Below are 22,069 nucleotides of genomic sequence, written 5' to 3'. Positions count from 1 at the left end.
ACAAGCAATAACAGATGACATATCAGATTAAATTCGGAACAGACGGATGGAGAGAAATCATTGGAGACGCTTACATCGTGGACAATGTTTTGCGCGTTGCACATGCAACTGCTCTGTGGTTAAAAACTAAATATCAAAGCCCAAAAGTTACTGTGGGCTACGATTGCAGATTCGGAGGCAAAATGTTTGCCGAATATACCGCCAGATGCCTTGCAAACAATGGCATTACAGTGTATATATCAACCGGATTTGTGAGTACCCCAATGATTTCACTTGCCAACGTAAAATTAAAAACAGACGCAGGTATAATCATTACTGCAAGCCATAATCCGCCATCATACAACGGATATAAACTCAAAGCTTCGTACGGAGGACCTGTACTACCTGAAGAAATTAGTGAAGTGGAGAAACTTGTACCCGACCTTCCAAACCGAAACTTGCCGGAATTAGCCACGTTCATAGCTTCCAAACAGGTTGAATTTGTTGATTTAGAGAAAATCTATACCGAACATGTAAAAGCAAGTTTTGACTTGGATAAAATACTGAAGGTCTCGGACAAATTGGTATATGATGCTATGTTTGGAGCCGGTCAGAACTTGGTAAGACATATTCTGCCCAATGCAACATTTTTGCACTGCGAACACAATCCCGGATTTAAGGATTTTGCTCCGGAACCTATACTTAAAAATTTACAAGAATTATCCGACTTAATTGCCAAAACACCTAAGCTTCACTATGGCTTGGCAACAGACGGAGATGCAGACAGAATTGGCTTTTTTGACTCAAAAGGCAGGTTTATAGACTCCCACCACCTGATTCTACTTATCATTCATTATCTGGTGAAATATAAACAGTTAAGTGGAAAAGTGGTCAAGAGTTTTAGCGTTTCTTCCAAAGTAGATATATTAGCCCAAAAGCTTGGTTTGACAACCATTACCACCAAAATCGGTTTCAAATATATTTGCAAACACATGGTAGAAGATGATGTACTAATTGGCGCAGAGGAGTCAGGTGGCATTGCCATCAAAGGACATATTCCCGAGCGTGATGGTATTTGGATGGGGCTTGTATTATTATCTTATATGGCAGAGACAGGTAAAAATATTGAAGAACTTGTAGATGAAATATACTCCATCGTGGGCGCTTTTGCGGTCGAGCGCTATGATTTGAGAATCAGTAATGAACTAAAACAAGAAATTATTTCATCCTGCCAAACCGGTAAATACACTCAATTTGGAAAATACAAAGTATTAAGAACTGAAGATATAGATGGGTATAAATTTCACTTAGCCAATGATGAATGGGTTATGATAAGAGCATCCGGCACAGAACCTGTTTTAAGGGTATATGCCGAGTCTGTAACCAGCGAAAAGGCTTACCAAATTTTAGATGCAGTCAAAACTGCTATTCATGCTTAACAAAATTGAAAAATACGCTTGTATTCTATCTTTAATCATTGCCGGGATTAACCACACTGTTTTTGCTGACTCTTCAGACTCAACTTCTTTACTCAAAATCAAAAAACGCACCTTAGTATTTAGCGAAATTGGTATAGGAGTAGCTACACACACACTTTTATACTCACAATGGTATCGCAATTATCCCATGGGACAATTTCATTTTTTTGACGACAGCAAAGAATGGTTGCAAATGGATAAGTTCGGACATTGTTTTTCTGCTTACTACCTGACAGTTATGGGGCACCAAGCCGGTTTAATGGTCGGATACAACAACAAACGAGCTGCCTTGAACGGACTTATTCTTGGTTTTACATTTCAAACTGCCATCGAAGTCATGGATGGATTTTCAGCCTATTGGGGCGCATCTGTTTCAGACCTTACAGCGAACATGATTGGTTCTACCTTAGCCTATACACAAGCACGTAAATGGGGTGAGCAAAAAATCATCATGAAGTGGTCATACACTCCCACCGATTATGCGCCATTGCGTCCGAATCTATTGGGAAATGGATTCTTTCAGGAATTTCTTAAAGACTACAACGGTCAATCTTATTGGTTGAGTTTCAACATGGCTTCTTTAACAGGTGTTCAAAGTAAATATCTACCTGAATGGCTGAATCTTGAACTAGGGTATGGAGCTAATGGAATGATTGGCGGGTATGGCAATAAATGGACAGACTCTAAAACAGGCATTCACTACGACTATAGCCATATCCCGCGCTATAGACAATTCTATTTATCCGCAGGTTTGGATTGGGTGAAACTCATCAAACCTAAAAACCAATGGGGCAAAATAGTGCTTACTGCACTCAATTGTTTCAAATTTCCATTCCCCGCATTAGAATATAATACACTAAACCACAGAATACAAGGACACTACTTGAAGTTTTAGAGGTTATTGTTATTGTGTCGAGTAAGAATCGATACATAGTGAGTCCGCTCACAAAAAATTGCGCATCTTTTAATGGGTGATAGTTTATAGTAAAAGATAGGAAACTTGACAATATGTTAACATTCTATTCAACCTGTCCAATACTTGAGTTTTCTATGCATCACCATACGTTCCCCCTTATTAACAAAATTACATCTATTATTTCATTTTGTTAATAAATGAAACTGTTTTTCATATAATACAATAATTATACCTTTGCGGACGTTTTAACAAATCACAATTCATTGATAATGAACACAAGAATCATGAAGTATGCATTGTTTTTCTTTGCATTCTTTTACTCCTTAGTGAGTGTTACAGCACAATACAATCCTTTTACAACCAAATGGAAGCCTGTCGGGACATCTTTCACTGTTCCAGTTGCAGGGACGGCATCGTATAGTTATAATATTGCCGTATATAACTCTTCTAATGTACGGATTGATACAGCAAGTGGTAGGACATCTAATTATACTGTTAGCGGTTTAACCGCAGGAGCTACTTATACAGTTAAAATTTCAGGCACCTTCCCTCAAATTTATTTTAATAATAGCGGAAGCAAAAATGATATTATTGAAATTGTAAAATGGGGCAATATCAAATGGGCTACTATGTCTGTCTCTTTTTATGGATGCGCTAATTTAGAGAATAATGCAACTGATGTTCCTGACTTGACTTCGAGTTCCGCCACAGATATTGCTTATGCGTTCAGAGATTGCTCCAAACTCACCGGAACATCTGCCAATTGGGCATGGAATGTCAGCAATATTGAGCACATGGAGGCAATGTTTTTGGGAGCCAAGGCTTTTAATGGCGATATTAGCAGCTGGCAAACCGGCAAAGTAGTCGATATGAATTATATGTTCAATGGTGCAGAGGCATTCAATCAAAATATCAAATACAATTCCGGCACAGGCGCATGGGACGTAGGCAAAGTAACGAGTATGCATGCAATGTTTAGTGGAGCAAAAGCATTTAACGGGGATATCAGCGGATGGGATGTAAGCAAGGTTACAGCAATGTCGTGGATGTTTACAGGTGCTACAGTTTTTAATGCAAATATCAGTGCATGGAAAACAGGCGCTGTTACTACAATGGTCGGTATGTTTATGAGTGCGTCAGCATTTAACCAAAATATCAGCTATAATTCCGGCACAGGTGCGTGGGATGTAAGTAAGGTTACAGATATGTCTCACATGTTCTCTGGCGCTAACTCATTTAATGGCAATATCAGTAATTGGAATACAGTTGCTGTAACTACTATGGAAAGTATGTTCTCGACAGCTAATGCTTTCAATCAAAATTTGGGCAGTTGGAACTTAAAAAATGTGACAAATGTATCCACTATGCTGGATGCTGGTGAAGGCTACGGTTTAGACTGTAAAAATTTCGGGCTTACACTCAAAGGCTGGGCAGCCAATGTTAACACCCCTTCCAATTTAACCTTAGGCGCCAATAACAGATATTTGCCTAATCCGGTTGACAAGAATTATCTTATCAGTTCAAAAAGCTGGACATTTAGTGGAACGGACAAAGGAATATGCGACCAAACTTGGTTAGGCACCAACAGTACAAATTGGTCAGATGGAACAAACTGGAACTTGGGATTTGTACCCGGCAATGGAGCCAATATTATAATCAGCGCTTCAGCATTAAACAATTTGACATTAACACAAGATTGCATCGTCAAGACATTAACATTTAATGGAGCCGGCAAAAATGTAGTTTTAAGCAGTTACAACTTGACTATTACTGCATTTAGTGGAACTAATGCCGGCAATAGAGTTATAACCAATGGCAGCGGGAAGCTTGGTACAACCATAGCCAACAACGCTACTTTTCTTTTCCCTATCGGAAATTCAACTTATAATCCGGTAAGTATTACAAATAAATCAGGCGCATCAGACGCATTTACCGTGCGTGTGCTGGATGAGGCTTATGAATATGGTTTGACCGGCAGTGCATTAATCCCTCCGCATGTTAAACGCACATGGGATATAAATAAAAGCACCCCCAACGGAGGAAGTGGAGTTAATTTTGTATTCACTTGGGATGTAAGCCAAGAGTCCGCATCTCTGACCACTCCTACGCTCAATCACTACAACGGTAGTGCTTGGGAAATTGCTGCAGGAAGCAGCAGCGAAAGCGGCAAAGTATTGACCCATACCGGATACACCGGGTCATTCTCTCCTTTTAGTATCGGTGGCTCATCTATTATACCGCTACCCATTAATCTTATCAATTTCGAAGCGACACCTAATTTTGCCAATAAAACTGTTGATTTAACTTGGACAACCACCCAAGAAGATAACAATGACAGATTTGAAATCCTTAGAAGCTCAGACGGACAAACATGGGAACAGATTGGAACTGTTGCAGGACAAGGAACCACTTATGACCAAAGCAATTATACTTTTACAGACCACACACCTGTTGCAACGAGCTATTACCGTTTGAACCAAGTGGATTGGGATGGAACTGCTACCTTGAGCGACATTCGCCTTGTAATATTCAGAATAGAATTGAATACTCCATTTAGTATTTACCCTAATCCTTCACAAGGAGAATTTGTATTGGAAACTGAACAAGGTCAAAGTTATTCTGTAACCGATCTTTACGGTCGTATAGTTGCCGGTGGAGTATTAGACTCCGACAAGGTTTCTATTAATCTTAGCACTTTGAACAAAGGAATGTATTTTGTCAAAGTGGGCAACAGAATAGCGAAAATAGTGCTTGAATAAACAGAATCTCTATATTAACAAAAGAGCCGTCCACAAGACGGCTTTTTTATGCTGATTATTGTAGATAAACATTAATAGTCTCGTGTAAATACAAACATCATAAAAACAGGAAGCCCCTTGGGGAGAGGGGCTTATATCCTGCTTGCATATAAATTAATCATAAAAAAACGATTCAATCCTTTTCTTCAGGAAGCGCAGCACCTCCCAAAATCTTTTCCTTGAGCTTGCCTTCAATCTCGGCAAGTAATTCAGGGTTATCAGCCAATAAATCTTTTACTGCATCTCGTCCCTGACCTAACTTAGTATCACCATAGCTGAACCAAGAGCCACTCTTGTTAACTACATTGGCATCAACCGCCATATCTAAGATTTCTCCCACTCTTGAAATTCCTTGTCCATAAATAATATCAAATTCTACAACTTTAAAAGGAGGCGCAAGCTTGTTTTTGGCAACTTTTACCTTGGTTCTGTTACCAAGTATATCATCTCCGCTTTTAATCTGTCCTATTCTGCGAATATCTATGCGGATTGATGAATAAAACTTAAGTGCATTTCCTCCGGTAGTGGTTTCTGGATTTCCAAACATCACCCCGATTTTATCCCTCAACTGATTGATAAAAATGCAGATACAACCAGTTTTATTAATCGTTCCAGTCAATTTTCTGAGTGCTTGAGACATTAAACGAGCTTGCAATCCCATTTTGGAATCACCCATATCTCCTTCAATCTCAGCTTTGGGTACAAGAGCAGCTACAGAATCAATCACCACAACATCCAACGCACCCGAACGAATCAGATTATCAGCCACTTCGAGTGCTTGTTCTCCGTCATCGGGTTGAGAAACCAGCAAGTCTTCAACACTGATTCCGAGTTTTTGTGCATATACTTTATCAAAAGCGTGTTCAGCATCAATAAAAGCACAAAGTCCCCCTGTTTTCTGTGCCTGCGCAATACAGCTTAGCGCAAGCGTTGTTTTACCTGATGATTCCGGACCATATATTTCCACTATTCTACCTCTTGGAAATCCTCCTATACCAAGTGCCAAATCCAAACCAAATGAACCTGTAGAAATAACGGACACATCCGAAATCCCATTTTCATCCATCTTCATCACCACACCTTTCCCGTAGGTTTTTTCAAGTCTGTCTATCGTCAGCTTGAGTGCCTTAATCTTTTCTGCTTTGCTATCCGCCATCTCAGTTCTTTAAATTCGAGCCTGCAAATAAGTGCTTTGATTGTGGGTGTTATCAACATTTGCAAAAAGGATATGCACAAATTATCCAAATACCTTAAACAAAGGTATGATGATGCATAAAAATAAATTGTAAATATTTACTACACCTTTAAACTACCCATGAGTAGATTGAGGTTATGTGTTGCTGTCCACTCTGATTTCTTTGTTTCTAAAACCGCTTCCATTTTGCCGGTATCAGTGTAGTTAAGCGTATGCCATAAATGATATTGAATAGCTCTGTTTTTAATTCTAAAAAACTTAAACCCAATTTGTTCCATGCGCCATTCGATATCCGTATCCTCCCCTATACCGGCATGTTCAAATTGTTCATCAAATCCTCGCACAGCAAGGAAATCTTCTTTATAAACAGACCAATTATGCCCCCAAAAACCCTTTTTCTCAATCGGTTTTATCCAAGGTAAATACAATGCGGCATCTAATCGCGAAGACCCGCTCAGCCATAGTTTAAAGAAATTAAATCCGGGTAGTTTTTTACTGTTAAGTATTTTAGAAGTCAAAGACTTAGACAACATTACCCTTCGTCCATAGAGTATGGTTTTAGGCTGTCTTAATTTCAGATGAGACATAATAAACTTGCTATGCAACAAACAATCTCCATCTATAATAATCAGATAGGGAGCAGTGCTTTTGAGCACGGCAAGATTAAGAATTTTACATTTTCTGAACCCTTTGTCTTCATGGCTGACATGTTCAATAGCAAATTGATAATTTGATTTCCATAAAGCAATCATGGATTTCATTTCTTCGGCATTGTTGTCTTCTGCAATGACGACCTCAATCTTGCCTTGAAAAGTCTGTTTGGCAACGCTTTGCAGAATGAGGTCTAAAGCGGCAATATCTTTATAAACGCCTATAATTAAACTAACATCCACAATGCATTCAAGCGATTATTGTCCTAAAATCTTTTTTATAAGTCCTGTAAGCACCTTGCCGGGACCCACTTCAACAAACTCCGATGCACCGTCTTTTGCCATTTGTTGAACAGACTGAGTCCATTTCACAGGGGCTGTCAGTTGTTTCAAAACATTCTCTTTTATCACTATGGGATCTGTGGCTGCATGAGCGGTTACATTTTGATACACCGGACAAATCGGATTCTTGAATGCTGCTGCATCAATGGCTTTAGCCAATCTTTCTTGGGCAGGCAACATCAAAGGAGAGTGAAACGCACCACCTACCGGCAGCACCAAAGCTCTTTTAGCTCCTGCTTCTTTGAGTTTTTCACAGGCTTGATTCACTGCTTCAATTTCACCTGAAATTACCAACTGACCGGGACAATTATAATTTGCAGGCACCACAATCCCTGAGCTTATACTTGCACATATTTGTTCCACTTTTTCATCATCCAATCCTAATACTGCTGCCATTGTTGAAGGCTTAGATTCGCAGGCGGCTTGCATGGATAATGCTCTTTCGGACACCAATTTCAGTCCTTCTTCAAAACTCAATGCTCCGGCTGCCACCAACGCAGAAAACTCACCCAGTGAATGACCTGCAACCATTCTTGGTTTAAAATCTGCTAAACAAAAGGACTGTATGACAGAATCTAAAAAAATGGCAGGCTGGGTTATTTTGGTCTGTTTTAACTCTTCATCAGTTCCTTCAAACATGGTTTTGGTAATCTCAAACCCAAGAATTTCATTGGCTTTATCAAACCATTTGCGCGCAGAAGAATTGGAGTAATATACATCCTTGCCCATTCCAGAATATTGTGCTCCTTGCCCCGGAAAAACATACGCTTTGCTCATACTTTAATTATTAAATTTGTTTGAGGGCGAAAATAGCATACTATTTTTTACACTTTCTTTATCTTTTAAACATTTGTAGGAAATCTTTCATTGGCGCAGCTCTCCTTTATTATCGAATATTGCGAATCAAATTTTAGAAAACTACGCAGGTGTTTGGGAAGAATACTGAAAAGAAAAAAGACAACAAACCAATGGATGATTTTTTGGAAACCGCTCCAAATCAAAAAAACATGGTTGGTGAAGATGTGGGTGGAATGACCTTAGGCTCTGTAATTAAAGACCCAAAAACATTACAACTATTAGGGCTGGTGATTATAGGATTTTCGGCTTACACTATGCTCAGCTATGTTTCCTATTGGATAAATATGTTTGTAGGAAATTCAGACCAAGCGCTGGTAATTGGCAAAAGTTGGAATTGGCTCAAAATTAACAATCCCATTATGGCTCATAATTTTATGGGTATATTTGGTGCAATGCTCTCTTATTTACTGGTTTACCGATGGTTTGGAGTTTTCGCCATTTTACCTATAATATTATTGTTCAACTTTGGTATCAAATTATTTACCGGCAAAGTCTTATTCAAACAAAAACGTTTTGCCCGAATCACGTTGTTTTTGTTACTTTGGGGTACTTTGGCACTTGGCTGGATGCAAGGCGGGTCTTTATTCCTTGGCGGTGGAGTCGGCTATTTCGGATTTGAATGGCTCAAAGGTCTGTTGGGTACTATTGGAGCAGCCTTTTTGCTTGCATTAACAGGTTTTATTTTCATGGCAGTGTATCTTAAACTCAATATCCTACCCTCTTTGAATAAGAAACAAAGTGCACCTGAGAACAAATTACAAACTGATACAAGTGTGCTGGCTGATGAGAGTGACCCTATTATTTCTGAGGACCAAGACACCGAAGCTTCCTTTAATGATGACGATATTCCTTGGGAGGAAAAACCTGAAGAAATCTCCTTAACACATCCCGAAGAATCGGATGAAAGCGTGGAAGATGACATCCAACTGATTAACCTTGACGAACCTAAAGAATTAAATATAGAAGGAGATGTTGACAGTAACGACATTCCACTTGCAATAGAAGAAACGCCTGAAATAGAAATATCTGAAAATCCTGAAAACACACCCGAAAGAAAAGAGCATTTCGGTATTGACGAGCCTTATGACCCATGGTTGGATTTGCCCGGATATCAATTTCCAACAGATGCCCTACTTACTGAGTATGAAGTAAGCCGAGCTGAAATCGACCGCGATGAATTAGAAAGCAGCAAGAAGATGATTCAGGACACTTTGCGAAACTACAACATAGGAATCAAGGAAATTAAAGCTACAATCGGTCCCACAGTTACTTTATATGAAATTATACCTGAGACAGGAGTACGAATTTCCAAAATAAAGAATCTTGAAGACGACATTGCATTAAGTCTTGCTGCCTTAGGTATTCGTATCATTGCTCCGATACCCGGCAAAGGAACAATCGGAATTGAAGTGCCTAATAAAAAACCGGAAATGGTGCCTATGAGTTCCGTAATCAAGAGCAAGAAATTCAAAGAAAGTAAATTTGAACTTCCTGTTATTCTGGGAAAAACCATCTCCAACGAGCTCTATATAGCCGACCTTGCAAAAATGCCTCACTTGTTGGTGGCTGGTGCAACAGGGCAAGGAAAATCAGTAGGGCTGAACTGTTTGATTATTTCTTTATTGTACAAAAAGCATCCGACTGAATTAAAATTTGTGATGGTTGACCCCAAGAAAGTTGAACTTTCTTTATACAATAAATTAGAAAAACATTTTCTGGCAAAACTCCCCGGAGATAGTGATGCCATTATTACAGACACTTCTCAGGTAACAGACACACTAAAGTCATTGTGTGTGGAAATGGACAAACGCTACGACCTGCTCAAAGATGCAGGATGCAGAAATATCATTGAATATAACAGCAAATTCAGAGAGCGTAGATTAAATCCAGACAAAGGACACGAATTCATGCCCTATATTGTGGTAGTGGTGGACGAAGTGGCAGATCTTATGATGACCGCAGGACGCGAAGTCGAAACACCTATTGCCAGATTGGCACAGTTGGCACGTGCTGTAGGAATCCATGTTATTCTTGCGACACAGCGTCCGTCTGTTAATATTATTACAGGAACAATCAAAGCGAATTTCCCTGCCAGATTAGCTTTCAGAGTAACTTCCAAGATTGACAGCCGCACTATTCTTGACAGTAACGGTGCAGACCAATTAATTGGAAAAGGCGACATGTTGTTTTATTCAGGTAGTGATTTGATTCGTCTGCAATGTCCGTTTGTGGACACTCCTGAAGCAGACGCAGTTGCTGATTTTATTGCTGACCAAAAGGGTTTTGGAAGTGCATTCATTTTACCCGAAGCACCGGGAGATGAAGGCGAAGGCAATACAAGTTTTGACGCAGAAGACAAAGACCCTATGTTTGACGAGGCGGCACGTATTGTCGTAGAAACACAGCAAGGCTCTACTTCAATGATACAACGCAAACTCAAAATCGGATACAATCGTGCCGGAAGACTCATAGACCAACTTGAAGCTGCGGGCATTGTAGGCGGAAGCAGAGGCTCCAAAGCTCGTGATGTGCTTATTCATGACATAGAGAGTTTGGAACATTTTTTGGATAACATGAATCTTGATAATTAATAGAAATGAAATACCTTAGTTTTATAGCAACCACACTCATTTTAGGAATCTCTAACCTTGCGTTTACGCAAATAGATTTAGAACAAAAAGCCAAAGAAATTTTAGATAAAGTTTCTAAGACATACAAAGCGCAAAAGGCATTATATACTGAATTTAACATTGTTACCGAAAATAAAGCCGAAAAAATGGAACCGGTTACTGAGGCAGGTAAAATCTGGATTAAGGGTGATAAATACAAACTCGAATTAGATGAGCAAGTTATTATATGCAATGGCAAAACTATTTGGACTTATCTGAAAAAGACAAAAGAATTGACGATTGAAACTTATAATTCAAAAGATGTTGAGATAAGCCCGGCTACTATTTTTTCTTTTTATCAAAAAGGGTTTCAATCAAAATTTGACGGCACTTACACCAAAGACAATATCAAATATGACAAGGTGGCTTTGAATCCAAATGACAAGAAAAAGCCCTATTTTTATATCATACTTCATGTAAAGGAATCTGATTCTAATATTAAACAAGTAGATATAAGCTACAAAAGCGGAATTCGTCAAACTATCAATATCACTTCTCAGACTTCAAATCAGACTTTGGACACAAAATTTTTTGAATACGACCCTATTGCCTATCCTGCGACTACGACCGATGACCTGCGATAAGCGTTGAGCATCCAATCAATAGCTTCATCTTAATTCAAAATGGAATAATAATTTATTGTTTAGATTTGTCCCAATCTTAAACAATAAATCTAAATGAAAAGACTTGCAATCGTTTTGTGCTTTGCCTTGATGCTGCATAGTTTACAGGCTTCACAAGAACAAAAATTCCCCATCTCCATCAGTATCTTCAATAACGGAACAATGCTACCGGGCTCGGGGTATGCAGGCGTTTTCAGTAAGACTATCCATCCGGGTATAAGCATCGGATCTTCCTATCTTTATAGTAAAGGCAAGCGCAGTGAACTTTTCCAAACATTGAAACTCGGCTATCTGTATCATCAGTTTTCGCAAAATGCCATTCAGTTATACTCGGAATTAGGTTATCAATATAATATCCATTCGGGATTGTATGCTCAAAGTTTGTTGGGTATAGGCTATCTTCATTCTTTTGTCAACCTTCAACAATTCAAATTTGACAATGGAGAATATAAAGAAACCGGCAAATGGGGACGTCCTCAGTTTATGGGAAGTTTTTCTTTGGCTCTGGGCTATGACTTTCAACAATCTAAGAAATTGCCCTTGGATGTATTTTTACAATACCAATTCTGGTTGCAAGCACCTTTTGTAAACAAATATGTACCCGTTTTACCCAATAGTGCTTTGCATCTTGGAGTCAGATTTTTTCCTTTTAAATAATAAATAGTCTAATAGCAGTATGAAACAAATCAAATTTTTCATCATTTTTATAATCTCATTAGTACTCGTCTCGTGTTCAAAAGAGAGTATTACTCAATCCGAAGTCTGTACAGCTTCTGAAACGCATAGCGGACACCCCAAAACAGCTCAATTTGACAAACTGTTAAACGATGCAGTTGCCAAAGGATTTCCCGGAATTGCACTTTTGGTTGTTGACAGCAACGGCACTTATGTTGGAAGTGCGGGATATGCTGATATCAAAAACAAAATCAAGATGCAACCCTGCCATATTTCCAAAGTGGCGAGCCTGACCAAAATTTTTATGGGAACATTGGCTTTTAAACTACACGAAGAAGGGAAATTAGACTTGGACAAAAAAATAAATGAATATCTCAACGCCACTGAATTAAGGGGAATCGCTAATGCAAATGAAGTAACTGTGCGACAACTCTTGATGCACAATACAGGAATCTTTGACGTAATAACCGACACTAAATTTTACTTAGATGTGCTTAACAACCCTCCACGTCACCGCACCCAAATGGATATACTTGAATATGTACGTGGCAAAGACCCTTTGTATGCACCGGGCGATGGTCCCTCCTATTCCAATACCAATACACTTTTATTGAGCATGATAATTGATAACATTGTAGGCAAACCTCATGCTCAGTTATTACATGAAAAAATCATCGATCAGCTGGGCTTGAATAATACTTATTATTTCTATTTCGACCCATTGCCTGAAGGCAAAGTAGCACAAGGTTATTACGATTTGTATAACAATGGGAATCTTGAAAATCTGAGCAGCTATAACACAGGAAGCGGAAATGGTTATACAGGACTGTATTCCAATGTTTTTGATTTGAGAGATTTCATCGAGGCATTATTCATAAAGAAAACATTGATCAACCAATCTTCGTTAGACCAGATGCTTACTTTTGGTCCTCCTGAAAAAGGATATGAAGAACGTTTATTAGGAGCGGGTTGCATGAAAGATTTTATGCTCCGTGACAAAAAAACAGAATATGCGTATGGACATCGAGGCAGGGACTTAGGTTATACAGCGGACATGTTCTATTTTCCGGTTTCTAATCAGATTTATGTTCTTATTCTAAACTATGGAACAGATGGAGACAGTAAGCTTAGACCGGATTTCTACGATTTAAGAAAGAATATTGTTAATGCGATGATGAGTCATTGAGAAAAAGCGCATGACTCATTCAAAATAAGTTCCACTTCCGAAATTTATTCTCTTACTTTTGCCAATATGAAAGTGATGACCTATAATGTCAACGGAATAAGAGCGGCTATGAATAAGGGGGTTATAAACTTTTTGCAAGACAAATCTCCTGATATTCTTTGCTTGCAAGAGATTAAAGCCACAGAAGACCAAATTCCTATTGATGCATTTACCAATCTCGGGTATCATTGTCATTGGTACCCGGCACAAAAAAAAGGCTACAGCGGAACGGCTATACTAAGTAAGGTGCAACCTCACAATATTAACTTAGGGTGTGGGCATGAGTTATATGATAGTGAAGGCAGGGTAATAAGAGCAGATTACAAAGATTTTTCAGTCATCAGCGCATACTTTCCATCCGGTTCAAGCGGAGATATAAGGCAAGAAGTGAAAATGAACTTTTTGACATATTTTCTTAATTATGTGAACAAGCTAAAAAAAGAGTTTCCCAGACTGCTCATCTGCGGAGATTACAATATATGCCACCGCCCAATTGACATTCATGACCCGATAGGAAACAAGAACAGTAGCGGCTTTCTTCCTGAGGAGCGCGAATGGATGGATACTTTTTTTGAATCAGGATTTATAGATACTTTCAGACGCTTTCATGTAGAGCCACAGCAATATTCATGGTGGAGTTATCGAGCCGGAGCACGGGCACGAAACAAAGGCTGGCGCATTGATTATATCTCGGCAAGTGAATCTTTACACGACCACCTGACAAGTGCTTGCTTATTGCCGGAATACAACCATAGTGACCACTGTGCTGCTATGACAGAATTGAAGTTTTAAATCCGCTTTTTGCACTATCTCATGAATGTACTGCTGATTGACAACTATGATTCATTTACCTTCAACATTGTCAATTTGTTGCGCTCATTCAGAGATTGCAGTTTTGAAGTTATCAAATCCGACAAAGTAACACTTGAAGATTTATTGCAATTTGACAAGATAATCATCTCACCGGGACCGGGTAAATCAACCGAGTTTCCTGCCATTGAAAAGGCTATTCATCATTGCATACAAATCCAAAAACCACTACTCGGAATTTGCTTGGGACATCAAGCAATTTGCGAATATTTTGGCGGACAGTTATTCCGAATGGACAAGCCCGTTCACGGACATAAAAAAATGATTAACATTAACACTACCTCTGCCCTTTTCCATGACTTAGCACAACAGATTGAAGTTGGATTATATCATTCATGGGCAATCAAAACAGAATCTCTGCCTGAAAGTTTGCAAATATTGGGAACCACCGATGAGGGATTATTAATGGCTGTCAAACACAAGGAATACAACATCTATGGAATTCAGTTTCATCCTGAATCTTTTTTAACGTCTTGTGGTAATAGTATCATCCGAAATTTTTTGAATCTTAATTATGGAAAGGGAACATTTTAAAGAACTTTTTTCAGAATATCTGCAAGCAGAACAGCCATTCATTTTTGTGATAGACTATTCATGTAACTCACCCGTGTTGTATAAGCCGGAAGAAGCTGCCGCATTAGGAATTTTCTTTGACTTCAAAGGCAAGAGCAACGGAACTCAATATGAGGTACAGAAAAAAATCAACTTAGAACATTTTCCAATATCAAAAGAAGTTTTTGCACAGAAGTTTAACACTGTACTTGATTACCTAAACAACGGATATACCTATTTGCTCAATCTGACTTTCTCTTCGAAAATCAATGCCAATCTCAGTTTGATGGATATTTTTCAGCTATCGGATGCACCGTACAAACTGTTGTTTCAGAACAAATTCGTAGTCTTTTCTCCTGAGTGTTTTATCAAAATACAAGGTGAACAAATTTTTACATACCCAATGAAAGGCACTATAGATGCAAGCATAGCGAATGCCGCAAATAAATTGCTGAACAACAAAAAAGAAGAATGGGAACACAACACAATTGTTGACCTTCTACGCAACGACTTAGCTATGATTGCAGAAGATATAACAGTTTCAAGGTATAGGTTTATTGACCATATCAAAACACACAAAGGCGAAATACTTCAAACCAGTTCAGAAATAAGCGGAAAACTACCTACGGATTGGCGCAATCATTTTGCCGATAATTTATTCAAAATATTACCGGCAGGTTCCATCACAGGTGCACCAAAAAAGAAAACGATTGAGATAATAAATGAATGTGAAATAGACTCGCGTGGCTATTACACGGGTGTTTTTGGTTTTTTTGACGGCAAAAACATTGACAGTGCAGTTGCCATACGATTTATAGAAAACAAAGACAAACAATTCTATTTCAGGAGTGGCGGAGGCATCACTTCCAACAGTAGTTTGGAAGATGAATACAAAGAACTAATCCAAAAAATCTATATCCCAGCCCCATTATAAGAGTTTTATAATCAAACTCGTGCTGACAACCAACCTTGTCCATTCTGATTTAAGGTTTATAACTCACATTTTAACAATATTTACTATATCAAAGTTTTGACCTTAGGGTATATTGATATTTCAACGGCTTATTCTGAATATCTTTGCAGTCTTATTCACACTTGCGATGAACAACAAAGCTCGAAGAACTTCTTCTTCAAAAAACGAAAAGAGTACTTTTAAAAAGTCAGATTCAAAAAAAGAATTTAAAGACAATAATAAATCTAATGCTCGCGCCCCACGTTTTTCAAAAGATAGAAACGAAGATAAACCCTATTCTGAATTAAGAGAGTACAAAAAACCTTCGCGCGGATTTGCGTCTAAGTCAAATGACAAGCCGAATCGAGAAAAGCCCTCGAGAGATTCATATCCTACTAAAAGAATCAATAATAAGAACGTAAAAAGTGTTCGCTCCCCCCGTTTTTCAAAAGTTAGAGACGAAGAAAAACCTTATTCTGAATCAAGAGAGTACAAAAAACCTTCACGCGGGTTTGCATCTAAGTCAAATGACAGAGTATATCACGAGAAACCTTTAAGAGAGTCTTTTGCCAAAAGGAAACCCTATGCAGACAAAGAAGAAAAAGAATTCAGAAAATCTCGTTATGCTGATAACACAAAGGACTCAAGATTTTCACATTCCAGAGACCACAAAAAACCATTTGACAAGAAGAAATCCTACGGAAAAGACAACTTTAATAAAAAATACAAAGACGAAGACAACGCAGACGAACACATGAAATTTGAATGGCCCATTCGTCTGAATCGATACATTTCAAATGCCGGAATTTGTGCAAGAAGAGAAGCCGACAAACTGATTGTAGATGGACTTGTTACCGTTAATGGCACTGTGGTTACAGAGCTTGGGAGCAAAGTCAACAAACGCGATATAGTGAAATATAAAGGCAATAAGATACTACCCGAAAAGCCTATATATATTCTGATGAATAAGCCCAAGAACTATATTACAAGCACCAAAGACGAATCGGACAGACAAACAGTAATGGACTTAATTTCCGATGAAATTGATGTTCGAGTATATCCAATCGGAAGATTAGACCGCAAAACTTCAGGCGTGTTATTGCTTACAAATGATGGAGAATTAGCCCAAAAGCTTACCCATCCTGCGTTTGAAGTAAAAAAAATATATGAGGTAACACTCGAAAAAGAAATTAGCAACGAAGAACTTGCGCAACTTGCAGACGGAATAGAACTCGAAGACGGTTTTATTCATGCAGATGAAATTGCTTTGGCAAATACCATAGAAAAAAATGTTGTTGGAATTGAAATCCACAGTGGCAAAAACCGTATTGTCAGAAGAATGTTTGAACACATCGGACATACAGTGGTCAAGTTAGATAGGGTCATGTTTGGACCCTTTACTAAAAAAGGAGTCGAACGAGGCAAATACCGTTTTTTGAAAAATGCAGAAATAGCGCAGTTGAAAAGAGCTAAGAAAAAGTTGTCTTAATTTCCTCCCCTATTTTCAGCAATAGATTTGGTTAAAATCTCATAGACTTCCTTTAACTGAGGATTATCTGCTAATAGTTCCAGATGTTTTTTGATGGTAATGCTATCATTGCGTACAGCAGGACCGGTTTGTAAATCATGTGCATTAGCTGTTTGAACACGTCTAAGCGTTTCAATAAGCAATGGTTGAAGTTTAGAGAAATCAAGTTGGTTTTGAGTACAATACCCCTGCGAAAGTGCCATGAGATGATTTGTAAAATTATTGACAATCACCGCAGCCAGATGGTAATGCAAACGTTTGTCAGAATCACAAAGTACAATATTTGAACTAAGCGAACCGGCAAGCAACATGATTTTATCTGCGATTTCGGGGCTTGTGCCTTCAACCAATACCGGAACTTTGCTCCAGTCCACAAAAACACGTTTGTTGAAAGACTGTAAAGGATATAACACACCGGCTTTTTTGACTTTATGAGCTATGATATTCAATCCGGTTGAACCACTACAATGGCACACAACAGCATCTAACAAATGAGTAAACATAGCGGTTGCTTCTCCTATTTGTGAATCAGCAACACAAAGAAAAACATAGTCAGGATTTACGTTGTTTGGAAACTCAGCCATAAAATCAGAGTGCAAGATACTTGCAAGTTCCTTTCCTGTATTTGGATTTCTTGAAACAACTCCAAGTGCAACATGCCCCTTATCAACCAAGGCTTTTCCCAGAGAAAACGCCATATTCCCTGAGCCAACCATCACAAAAGTGCTATTTAGGTTTCCGGTTTCCACTTTTTCATTTCTTTAATCCTTTGTGCAATACTCAATGAAAAACCGATTGTGAGTAAAATAGTACCGCTCCAGAGTAGATTAACCCAAGGGAATTTAACAGCCTTCATAATGATATAATCAAAAATTGGTTTACGTTCAGCAGTAGAAATTACCAACTCCATATTGTGAGAAGGCACAATTGAAAGCAACCTACCCAAAAAACCGGCTTCGTTAGACTGAGCATCTTCATATTCAATCTTGTTATTGTCAAGGTTAATGATCATGCTGGCAGGTATTTTTTCAATTTTCCCCAATGACTGTACTTCAAGGTTTGCTACCACACGAATTTGTTTACCATCCTCACTCTTAAAATTTTCAACATTTTCCACTGTTACCTTTACCGTCCCTGAACTTGTGGTAAATGACTGACCGGCAAGCACTGTGTCGCGCTTGAAATTCTTAAATTCTTCCGCAGTTTCCAATCCACTTTCATGATTGACGTGCGTATAAATGTCATGACTCAGATAGTGTCTTGTATCGGGACTGGAAATAAGTCCTCCCATTTTGGGATTATTTTGGGCATTGGGTTTTAGCGTGAATTTTTCTACAATTTCTCCTCTTTCATTTGTTCTTAACCAATGTACATGAAAGTATTTGTCCGGAGGAATATTACTTACAGTATCATAATAAACCAAATAGTTTGCAATGCGAACAGTATCTCCCTTGCGGAGCAGCATATTTTCGCGATTAAAGTCCGCAGCTTTTTCATTATCACTATCATCAATAAATTTACGGTTGATATTGTTAAAGGTCAGTACCTCTTTGTTGACAGATGAAGCCAATACACCTATCATCATCAAACCAAACCCTGCATGAGCAATGGAAGCACCTCCAATCTTAATTTTACCTTTGAGATTCTTAACCAGATAAATCAGATTGGCTACAATGGTATAAACTGACAGAAACAACATGAGTGCGTAGTTGAAGTAGTACATCTTCCATGCAAAGAAGAGGACGCACCCCACAATCAGTGCAATCACAATGGGGATAAGCTGATTTTTCCAAAAAGTTCTTTTGTCAGTATGTCGGTAATTATAGTATTGTCCAAAGCCTGAAATCAAAGTAATGACAATGACAAACGGTAATTGAAATTTATTGTAGAACTCAGGCTTGTTTACAGCCAAATGCAAGCTAAACAGTTTATTAAAAACAGGTGCTGAAGTATAAAAAATAATTTGAAATGCAGATAACAATAGCACCAATGATCCGATAAACATCCAGAACTCTCTGCTCCATATATTATCTTCCACTTTTTTACTTGGATAAATCGCCATCAACTCTTTTGCCCACCAAAAAATAAACCCAATCAAAGCCACAAGGTTGAATGAATTCAAAACAGGTGTAGAAACCCATTTATATTTTGCAGATAACAGATTAAATGCAACAATAACAAAACAAATACCCAGAAATATCAATGCGTTCCGTTTATTGTTAATTGAAGCATACACAGCCAGAAAAATAAACATGAAAATAAACAACAATAACTGCCCTGATAGTCCTAAGTCTGTAAAAGAGTGTACACTTGCTTCACCCAACACACCGCTTCTAGTAAGGAATGTTGCGTAAAGTACAAGAAAAAACGAGAAGCATATCAACATAATGGTCAGTACTTGATACTGTCCGGTATTTTTGAGCACAAGCAATAAATGAATCACGGCAATCATCATTATCCAAGGCATGAGCGAAGCATTTTCAACGGGGTCCCAAGCCCAATAACCGCCAAAACTCAAAGATTCATAAGCCCAAAAACCACCCATGATAATGCCTGCACCCAGAATCATCACAGAAAACAAAGCCCATGGTATCATGGGTCTAATCCATGAAGTCTGGTCTTTTTTCCAGAACGCAGAAATCATGTAGGCAAAAGGAATGGTCATGGCAGCAAAACCAAGAAACAGAGTAGGTGGATGAATAACCATCCAATAATTTTGTAACAAAGGGTTTAATCCTGAACCATCCGTAATGAGAGAAAGATAATTTTCCTTACCAATCATCTGTAATCTAGGAATATTAAGAATTTCGGGCTGCACATCTCTGAGTAATGCGAAAGGACTACTTCCTATTTTCATTCCCAAAACTTGAATCCCTAACAGCATAGATGCCAACACAACCTGCGCCAACATAATCACGGCTATGGCTCCAAAGCTCAATTTGGTAGGACGTAGAAAAATTATCAATGCAAGTAAAACATGCCAGAACATCCAGAGTAGAAAACTACCTTCCTGTCCTTCCCAGAAACATGAAATCATGTAATAGCTTGGCAATGTGTTGGACGAGTGTTTCCAGACATATTGGTATTCGTAGTAATGACCATGAATCAGCCAATACAGTATGACAAATATTGCGAGTACTGAGGCAGAATGAATCCAGAGTGAAATCTTACCAATTCTCCCCCACTGTTCATCATTATTTTTTTCTTTAAAATAAAAACCCAGAAATGCTAATGCAGCAAAGACAAAAGCACTAACAACAGCAATATTTCCTAAGTTTCCAAAGAATAAATGCTCCCCTACAAATTTAACTTGTTCCATTTACACTAATTTACTTTACACCTTCTGCTTCATACTTAGAAGGACATTTTTTGAGAATATCCACTGCATGAAAATAATCTCCTTCCGCTTTTCCTATCACCACAATCTTATCTGTTCTATCCAAATCTGTTGGTTTTGCACCGTTATATACAATTTGTCTTTCTACTCCCAAAGTGTCAGTACCATAAAAAGAAAAATAATTGGGGTCCTTTATAGGGTCATATTCCTGGGGTTTGTCTTTGTCAATTTTGACCACAACATGATAATCCTTTTGTGATTTTTTGGCAGCAAACACCTCGGCTTGTTCAAAAGTAACATAGTAACTTCTGTCTCCGTAGAAACTCAACACAACGGCCAATACAACACCAAGAACAATAATAGTGATTATATGCCCCAGTTTCATGGTTGTCCCTCCTTGATTTTCTTTTCTAATGCATTCACCTTCTTTTCAACACGAAGCAAATACAAAACAACTAGGATAAAGATAATGACAATGACACCAATCACAATCTCGATTTTGGAATCGGGTGTTACAGTGGCAGTTTGGGCAAATAATGTCTGCTTTGCAAACAGCAGTAGTACTATGGATACAATGTATTTTAAATTATGTTTCATGAGTTTAGTTCTTGAGAATGGTTAATATCGGTTTCAATTTTATCTATTCGTACTTTCAAACTTGCTATCCACAGAAATAACAAAGACCAACCCATAATGGCAGGATAAAATACATATCTCATATTTTGGTTGAGGTCATATTGGTTAAATCCAACAGTATCACCACTTCCGGGGTGAATCGAAAAGTCAGAGAGTTTGGGAATAATCACAATCAGTGCAATAAAAACAGGATAAACAAAGACATTATAAATAGCGGATAATTTTCTTGACTTAAACGGATCGGCAACAGACTTACTCAACAGCCAATAAGCCACATATATCAGCAAACCCACGGCAGCTCCATTTAGCTTAGGGTCGCGCGTCCATGGAGTACCCCAAGTTGAATTAGCCCATAACATTCCGGTAAAAATTCCACAAAAACCAGCCAAGGTACCTACTATGCCGAGCGCATAAGCCCATCTGTGATGATTTATATTCATGGAATTAAGGTACATAATGCTGTATATCCACGAACCCAACAACAGCAGTATCATAGAGAACCACATAGGAACATGATAAAAAAGATTACGAATCGTTTGGTCTAACATTCCGACATCTGTGGGCACATTTATTAAAAGTCCCCCAATCAGTGTGTAAATCATTAGGGCGATAGCGAGAAACTTCCACCACGTAAGTTTTGGCATAGCGGTCGCAAAAATAAGTTTTATGATTGATTATTGCGGTTGATTTTTATCTAAAACAAAGCGGTTTAGTCTGTATTTTAAAGCATGTCCCGCATATAATAGGACTTTCATATTTCTATAAAACACTAATTTTAAAATATTC

The 22,069-nt window shown here is 38.3% G+C and carries 19 protein-coding genes; 11 read left to right on the top strand and 8 right to left on the bottom strand.

Features of this window, described 5'->3' with window-relative positions; all coding sequences use genetic code 11:
• The first annotated feature begins 14 nt into the window (after positions 1 to 14).
• The 3 genes from M9892_09950 (at position 15) to M9892_09940 (ending at position 5,132) form a co-directional block, all read left to right on the top strand.
• Positions 15 to 1,418 (top strand): phosphoglucomutase/phosphomannomutase family protein, encoded by a 1,404-nt coding sequence (locus tag M9892_09950; protein MCO5254672.1) that lies wholly within the window; start codon positions 15 to 17, stop codon positions 1,416 to 1,418.
• On the top strand, positions 1,411 to 2,352 hold the full coding sequence (locus M9892_09945; protein MCO5254671.1) for a YfiM family protein: 942 nt from the start codon (positions 1,411 to 1,413) through the stop codon (positions 2,350 to 2,352). Before M9892_09950 ends, M9892_09945 begins: the two co-directional genes overlap by 8 nt.
• Positions 2,353 to 2,642: 290 nt before the next feature.
• The gene (locus M9892_09940) at positions 2,643 to 5,132 is read left to right on the top strand and encodes a BspA family leucine-rich repeat surface protein (protein ID MCO5254670.1); all 2,490 of its coding nucleotides are present in this window, start codon (positions 2,643 to 2,645) and stop codon (positions 5,130 to 5,132) included.
• Positions 5,133 to 5,304: 172 nt separating this feature from the next.
• Here the strand turns inward: M9892_09940 and recA are convergent, their stop codons facing one another.
• From recA to fabD, 3 genes are all read right to left on the bottom strand, one after another.
• Positions 5,305 to 6,327, bottom strand: a complete 1,023-nt coding sequence (gene recA, locus M9892_09935) for a recombinase RecA (GenBank protein MCO5254669.1) — start codon at positions 6,325 to 6,327, stop codon at positions 5,305 to 5,307.
• A 140-nt stretch (positions 6,328 to 6,467) separates the two neighbouring features.
• Positions 6,468 to 7,259, bottom strand: coding sequence for a galactosyltransferase-related protein (locus M9892_09930; GenBank protein MCO5254668.1), 792 nt, complete (start codon positions 7,257 to 7,259; stop codon positions 6,468 to 6,470).
• 15 nt (positions 7,260 to 7,274) lie between these two features.
• Entirely contained in the window at positions 7,275 to 8,135 is an 861-nt protein-coding gene (fabD, locus tag M9892_09925) for an ACP S-malonyltransferase (GenBank protein ID MCO5254667.1), read from the bottom strand.
• 149 nt (positions 8,136 to 8,284) lie between these two features.
• Here fabD and M9892_09920 point away from each other — a divergent pair, with 149 nt between their 5' ends.
• The 8 genes from M9892_09920 to M9892_09885 all read left to right on the top strand — a co-directional run bounded on the left by M9892_09920 (position 8,285) and on the right by M9892_09885 (position 17,271).
• Positions 8,285 to 10,807: a DNA translocase FtsK gene (locus tag M9892_09920; GenBank protein MCO5254666.1), complete on the top strand. Its 2,523-nt coding sequence runs from the start codon at positions 8,285 to 8,287 to the stop codon at positions 10,805 to 10,807.
• A gap of 5 nt (positions 10,808 to 10,812) precedes the next feature.
• Positions 10,813 to 11,469 (top strand): outer membrane lipoprotein carrier protein LolA, encoded by a 657-nt coding sequence (locus tag M9892_09915; GenBank protein ID MCO5254665.1) that lies wholly within the window; start codon positions 10,813 to 10,815, stop codon positions 11,467 to 11,469.
• 93 nt (positions 11,470 to 11,562) lie between these two features.
• On the top strand, positions 11,563 to 12,165 hold the full coding sequence (locus M9892_09910; GenBank protein ID MCO5254664.1) for a hypothetical protein: 603 nt from the start codon (positions 11,563 to 11,565) through the stop codon (positions 12,163 to 12,165).
• Between the two features lie 19 nt (positions 12,166 to 12,184).
• On the top strand, positions 12,185 to 13,369 hold the full coding sequence (locus M9892_09905) for a beta-lactamase family protein (GenBank protein MCO5254663.1): 1,185 nt from the start codon (positions 12,185 to 12,187) through the stop codon (positions 13,367 to 13,369).
• Positions 13,370 to 13,435: 66 nt separating this feature from the next.
• Positions 13,436 to 14,200 (top strand): exodeoxyribonuclease III, encoded by a 765-nt coding sequence (locus M9892_09900; protein ID MCO5254662.1) that lies wholly within the window; start codon positions 13,436 to 13,438, stop codon positions 14,198 to 14,200.
• Between the two features lie 21 nt (positions 14,201 to 14,221).
• Complete coding sequence (locus tag M9892_09895; GenBank protein ID MCO5254661.1) at positions 14,222 to 14,812, top strand: aminodeoxychorismate/anthranilate synthase component II; 591 nt, start codon at positions 14,222 to 14,224, stop codon at positions 14,810 to 14,812.
• A complete protein-coding gene (locus tag M9892_09890) occupies positions 14,793 to 15,764 on the top strand; it encodes an aminodeoxychorismate synthase component I (GenBank protein ID MCO5254660.1) in 972 nt (323 codons plus the stop codon). Before M9892_09895 ends, M9892_09890 begins: the two co-directional genes overlap by 20 nt.
• A 166-nt stretch (positions 15,765 to 15,930) precedes the next feature.
• The gene (locus M9892_09885; GenBank protein ID MCO5254659.1) at positions 15,931 to 17,271 is read left to right on the top strand and encodes an rRNA pseudouridine synthase; all 1,341 of its coding nucleotides are present in this window, start codon (positions 15,931 to 15,933) and stop codon (positions 17,269 to 17,271) included.
• Here the strand turns inward: M9892_09885 and M9892_09880 are convergent.
• Genes M9892_09880 through M9892_09860 form a run of 5 tightly spaced genes read right to left on the bottom strand, consistent with a single transcriptional unit; the run spans position 17,268 to position 21,927 of the window.
• Positions 17,268 to 18,059 (bottom strand): DUF2520 domain-containing protein, encoded by a 792-nt coding sequence (locus M9892_09880; protein ID MCO5254658.1) that lies wholly within the window; start codon positions 18,057 to 18,059, stop codon positions 17,268 to 17,270. The genes M9892_09885 and M9892_09880 overlap by 4 nt on opposite strands.
• Positions 18,041 to 20,629 carry a cytochrome c biogenesis protein CcsA gene (ccsA, locus tag M9892_09875; GenBank protein MCO5254657.1) on the bottom strand — a complete coding sequence of 863 codons (2,589 nt, stop codon included), beginning with the start codon at positions 20,627 to 20,629 and terminating at the stop codon, positions 18,041 to 18,043. Before ccsA ends, M9892_09880 begins: the two co-directional genes overlap by 19 nt.
• 10 nt (positions 20,630 to 20,639) lie before the next feature.
• Positions 20,640 to 21,032: a cytochrome c maturation protein CcmE gene (locus tag M9892_09870; GenBank protein MCO5254656.1), complete on the bottom strand. Its 393-nt coding sequence runs from the start codon at positions 21,030 to 21,032 to the stop codon at positions 20,640 to 20,642.
• A complete protein-coding gene (locus M9892_09865) occupies positions 21,029 to 21,244 on the bottom strand; it encodes a hypothetical protein (GenBank protein ID MCO5254655.1) in 216 nt (71 codons plus the stop codon). The genes M9892_09870 and M9892_09865 overlap by 4 nt, the downstream gene beginning before the upstream one ends.
• Positions 21,241 to 21,927: a cytochrome c biogenesis protein gene (locus tag M9892_09860; GenBank protein ID MCO5254654.1), complete on the bottom strand. Its 687-nt coding sequence runs from the start codon at positions 21,925 to 21,927 to the stop codon at positions 21,241 to 21,243. The genes M9892_09865 and M9892_09860 overlap by 4 nt, the downstream gene beginning before the upstream one ends.
• Positions 21,928 to 22,069: the final 142 nt, after the last annotated feature.

The sequence above is a fragment of the Bacteroidota bacterium genome (genome assembly GCA_023957335.1).
Classification (GTDB): domain Bacteria; phylum Bacteroidota; class Bacteroidia; order NS11-12g; family UBA955; genus JALOAG01.
Note: the sequence above shows the minus strand (reverse complement) of the source record. Positions and strands in the feature narration are given on the sequence as shown.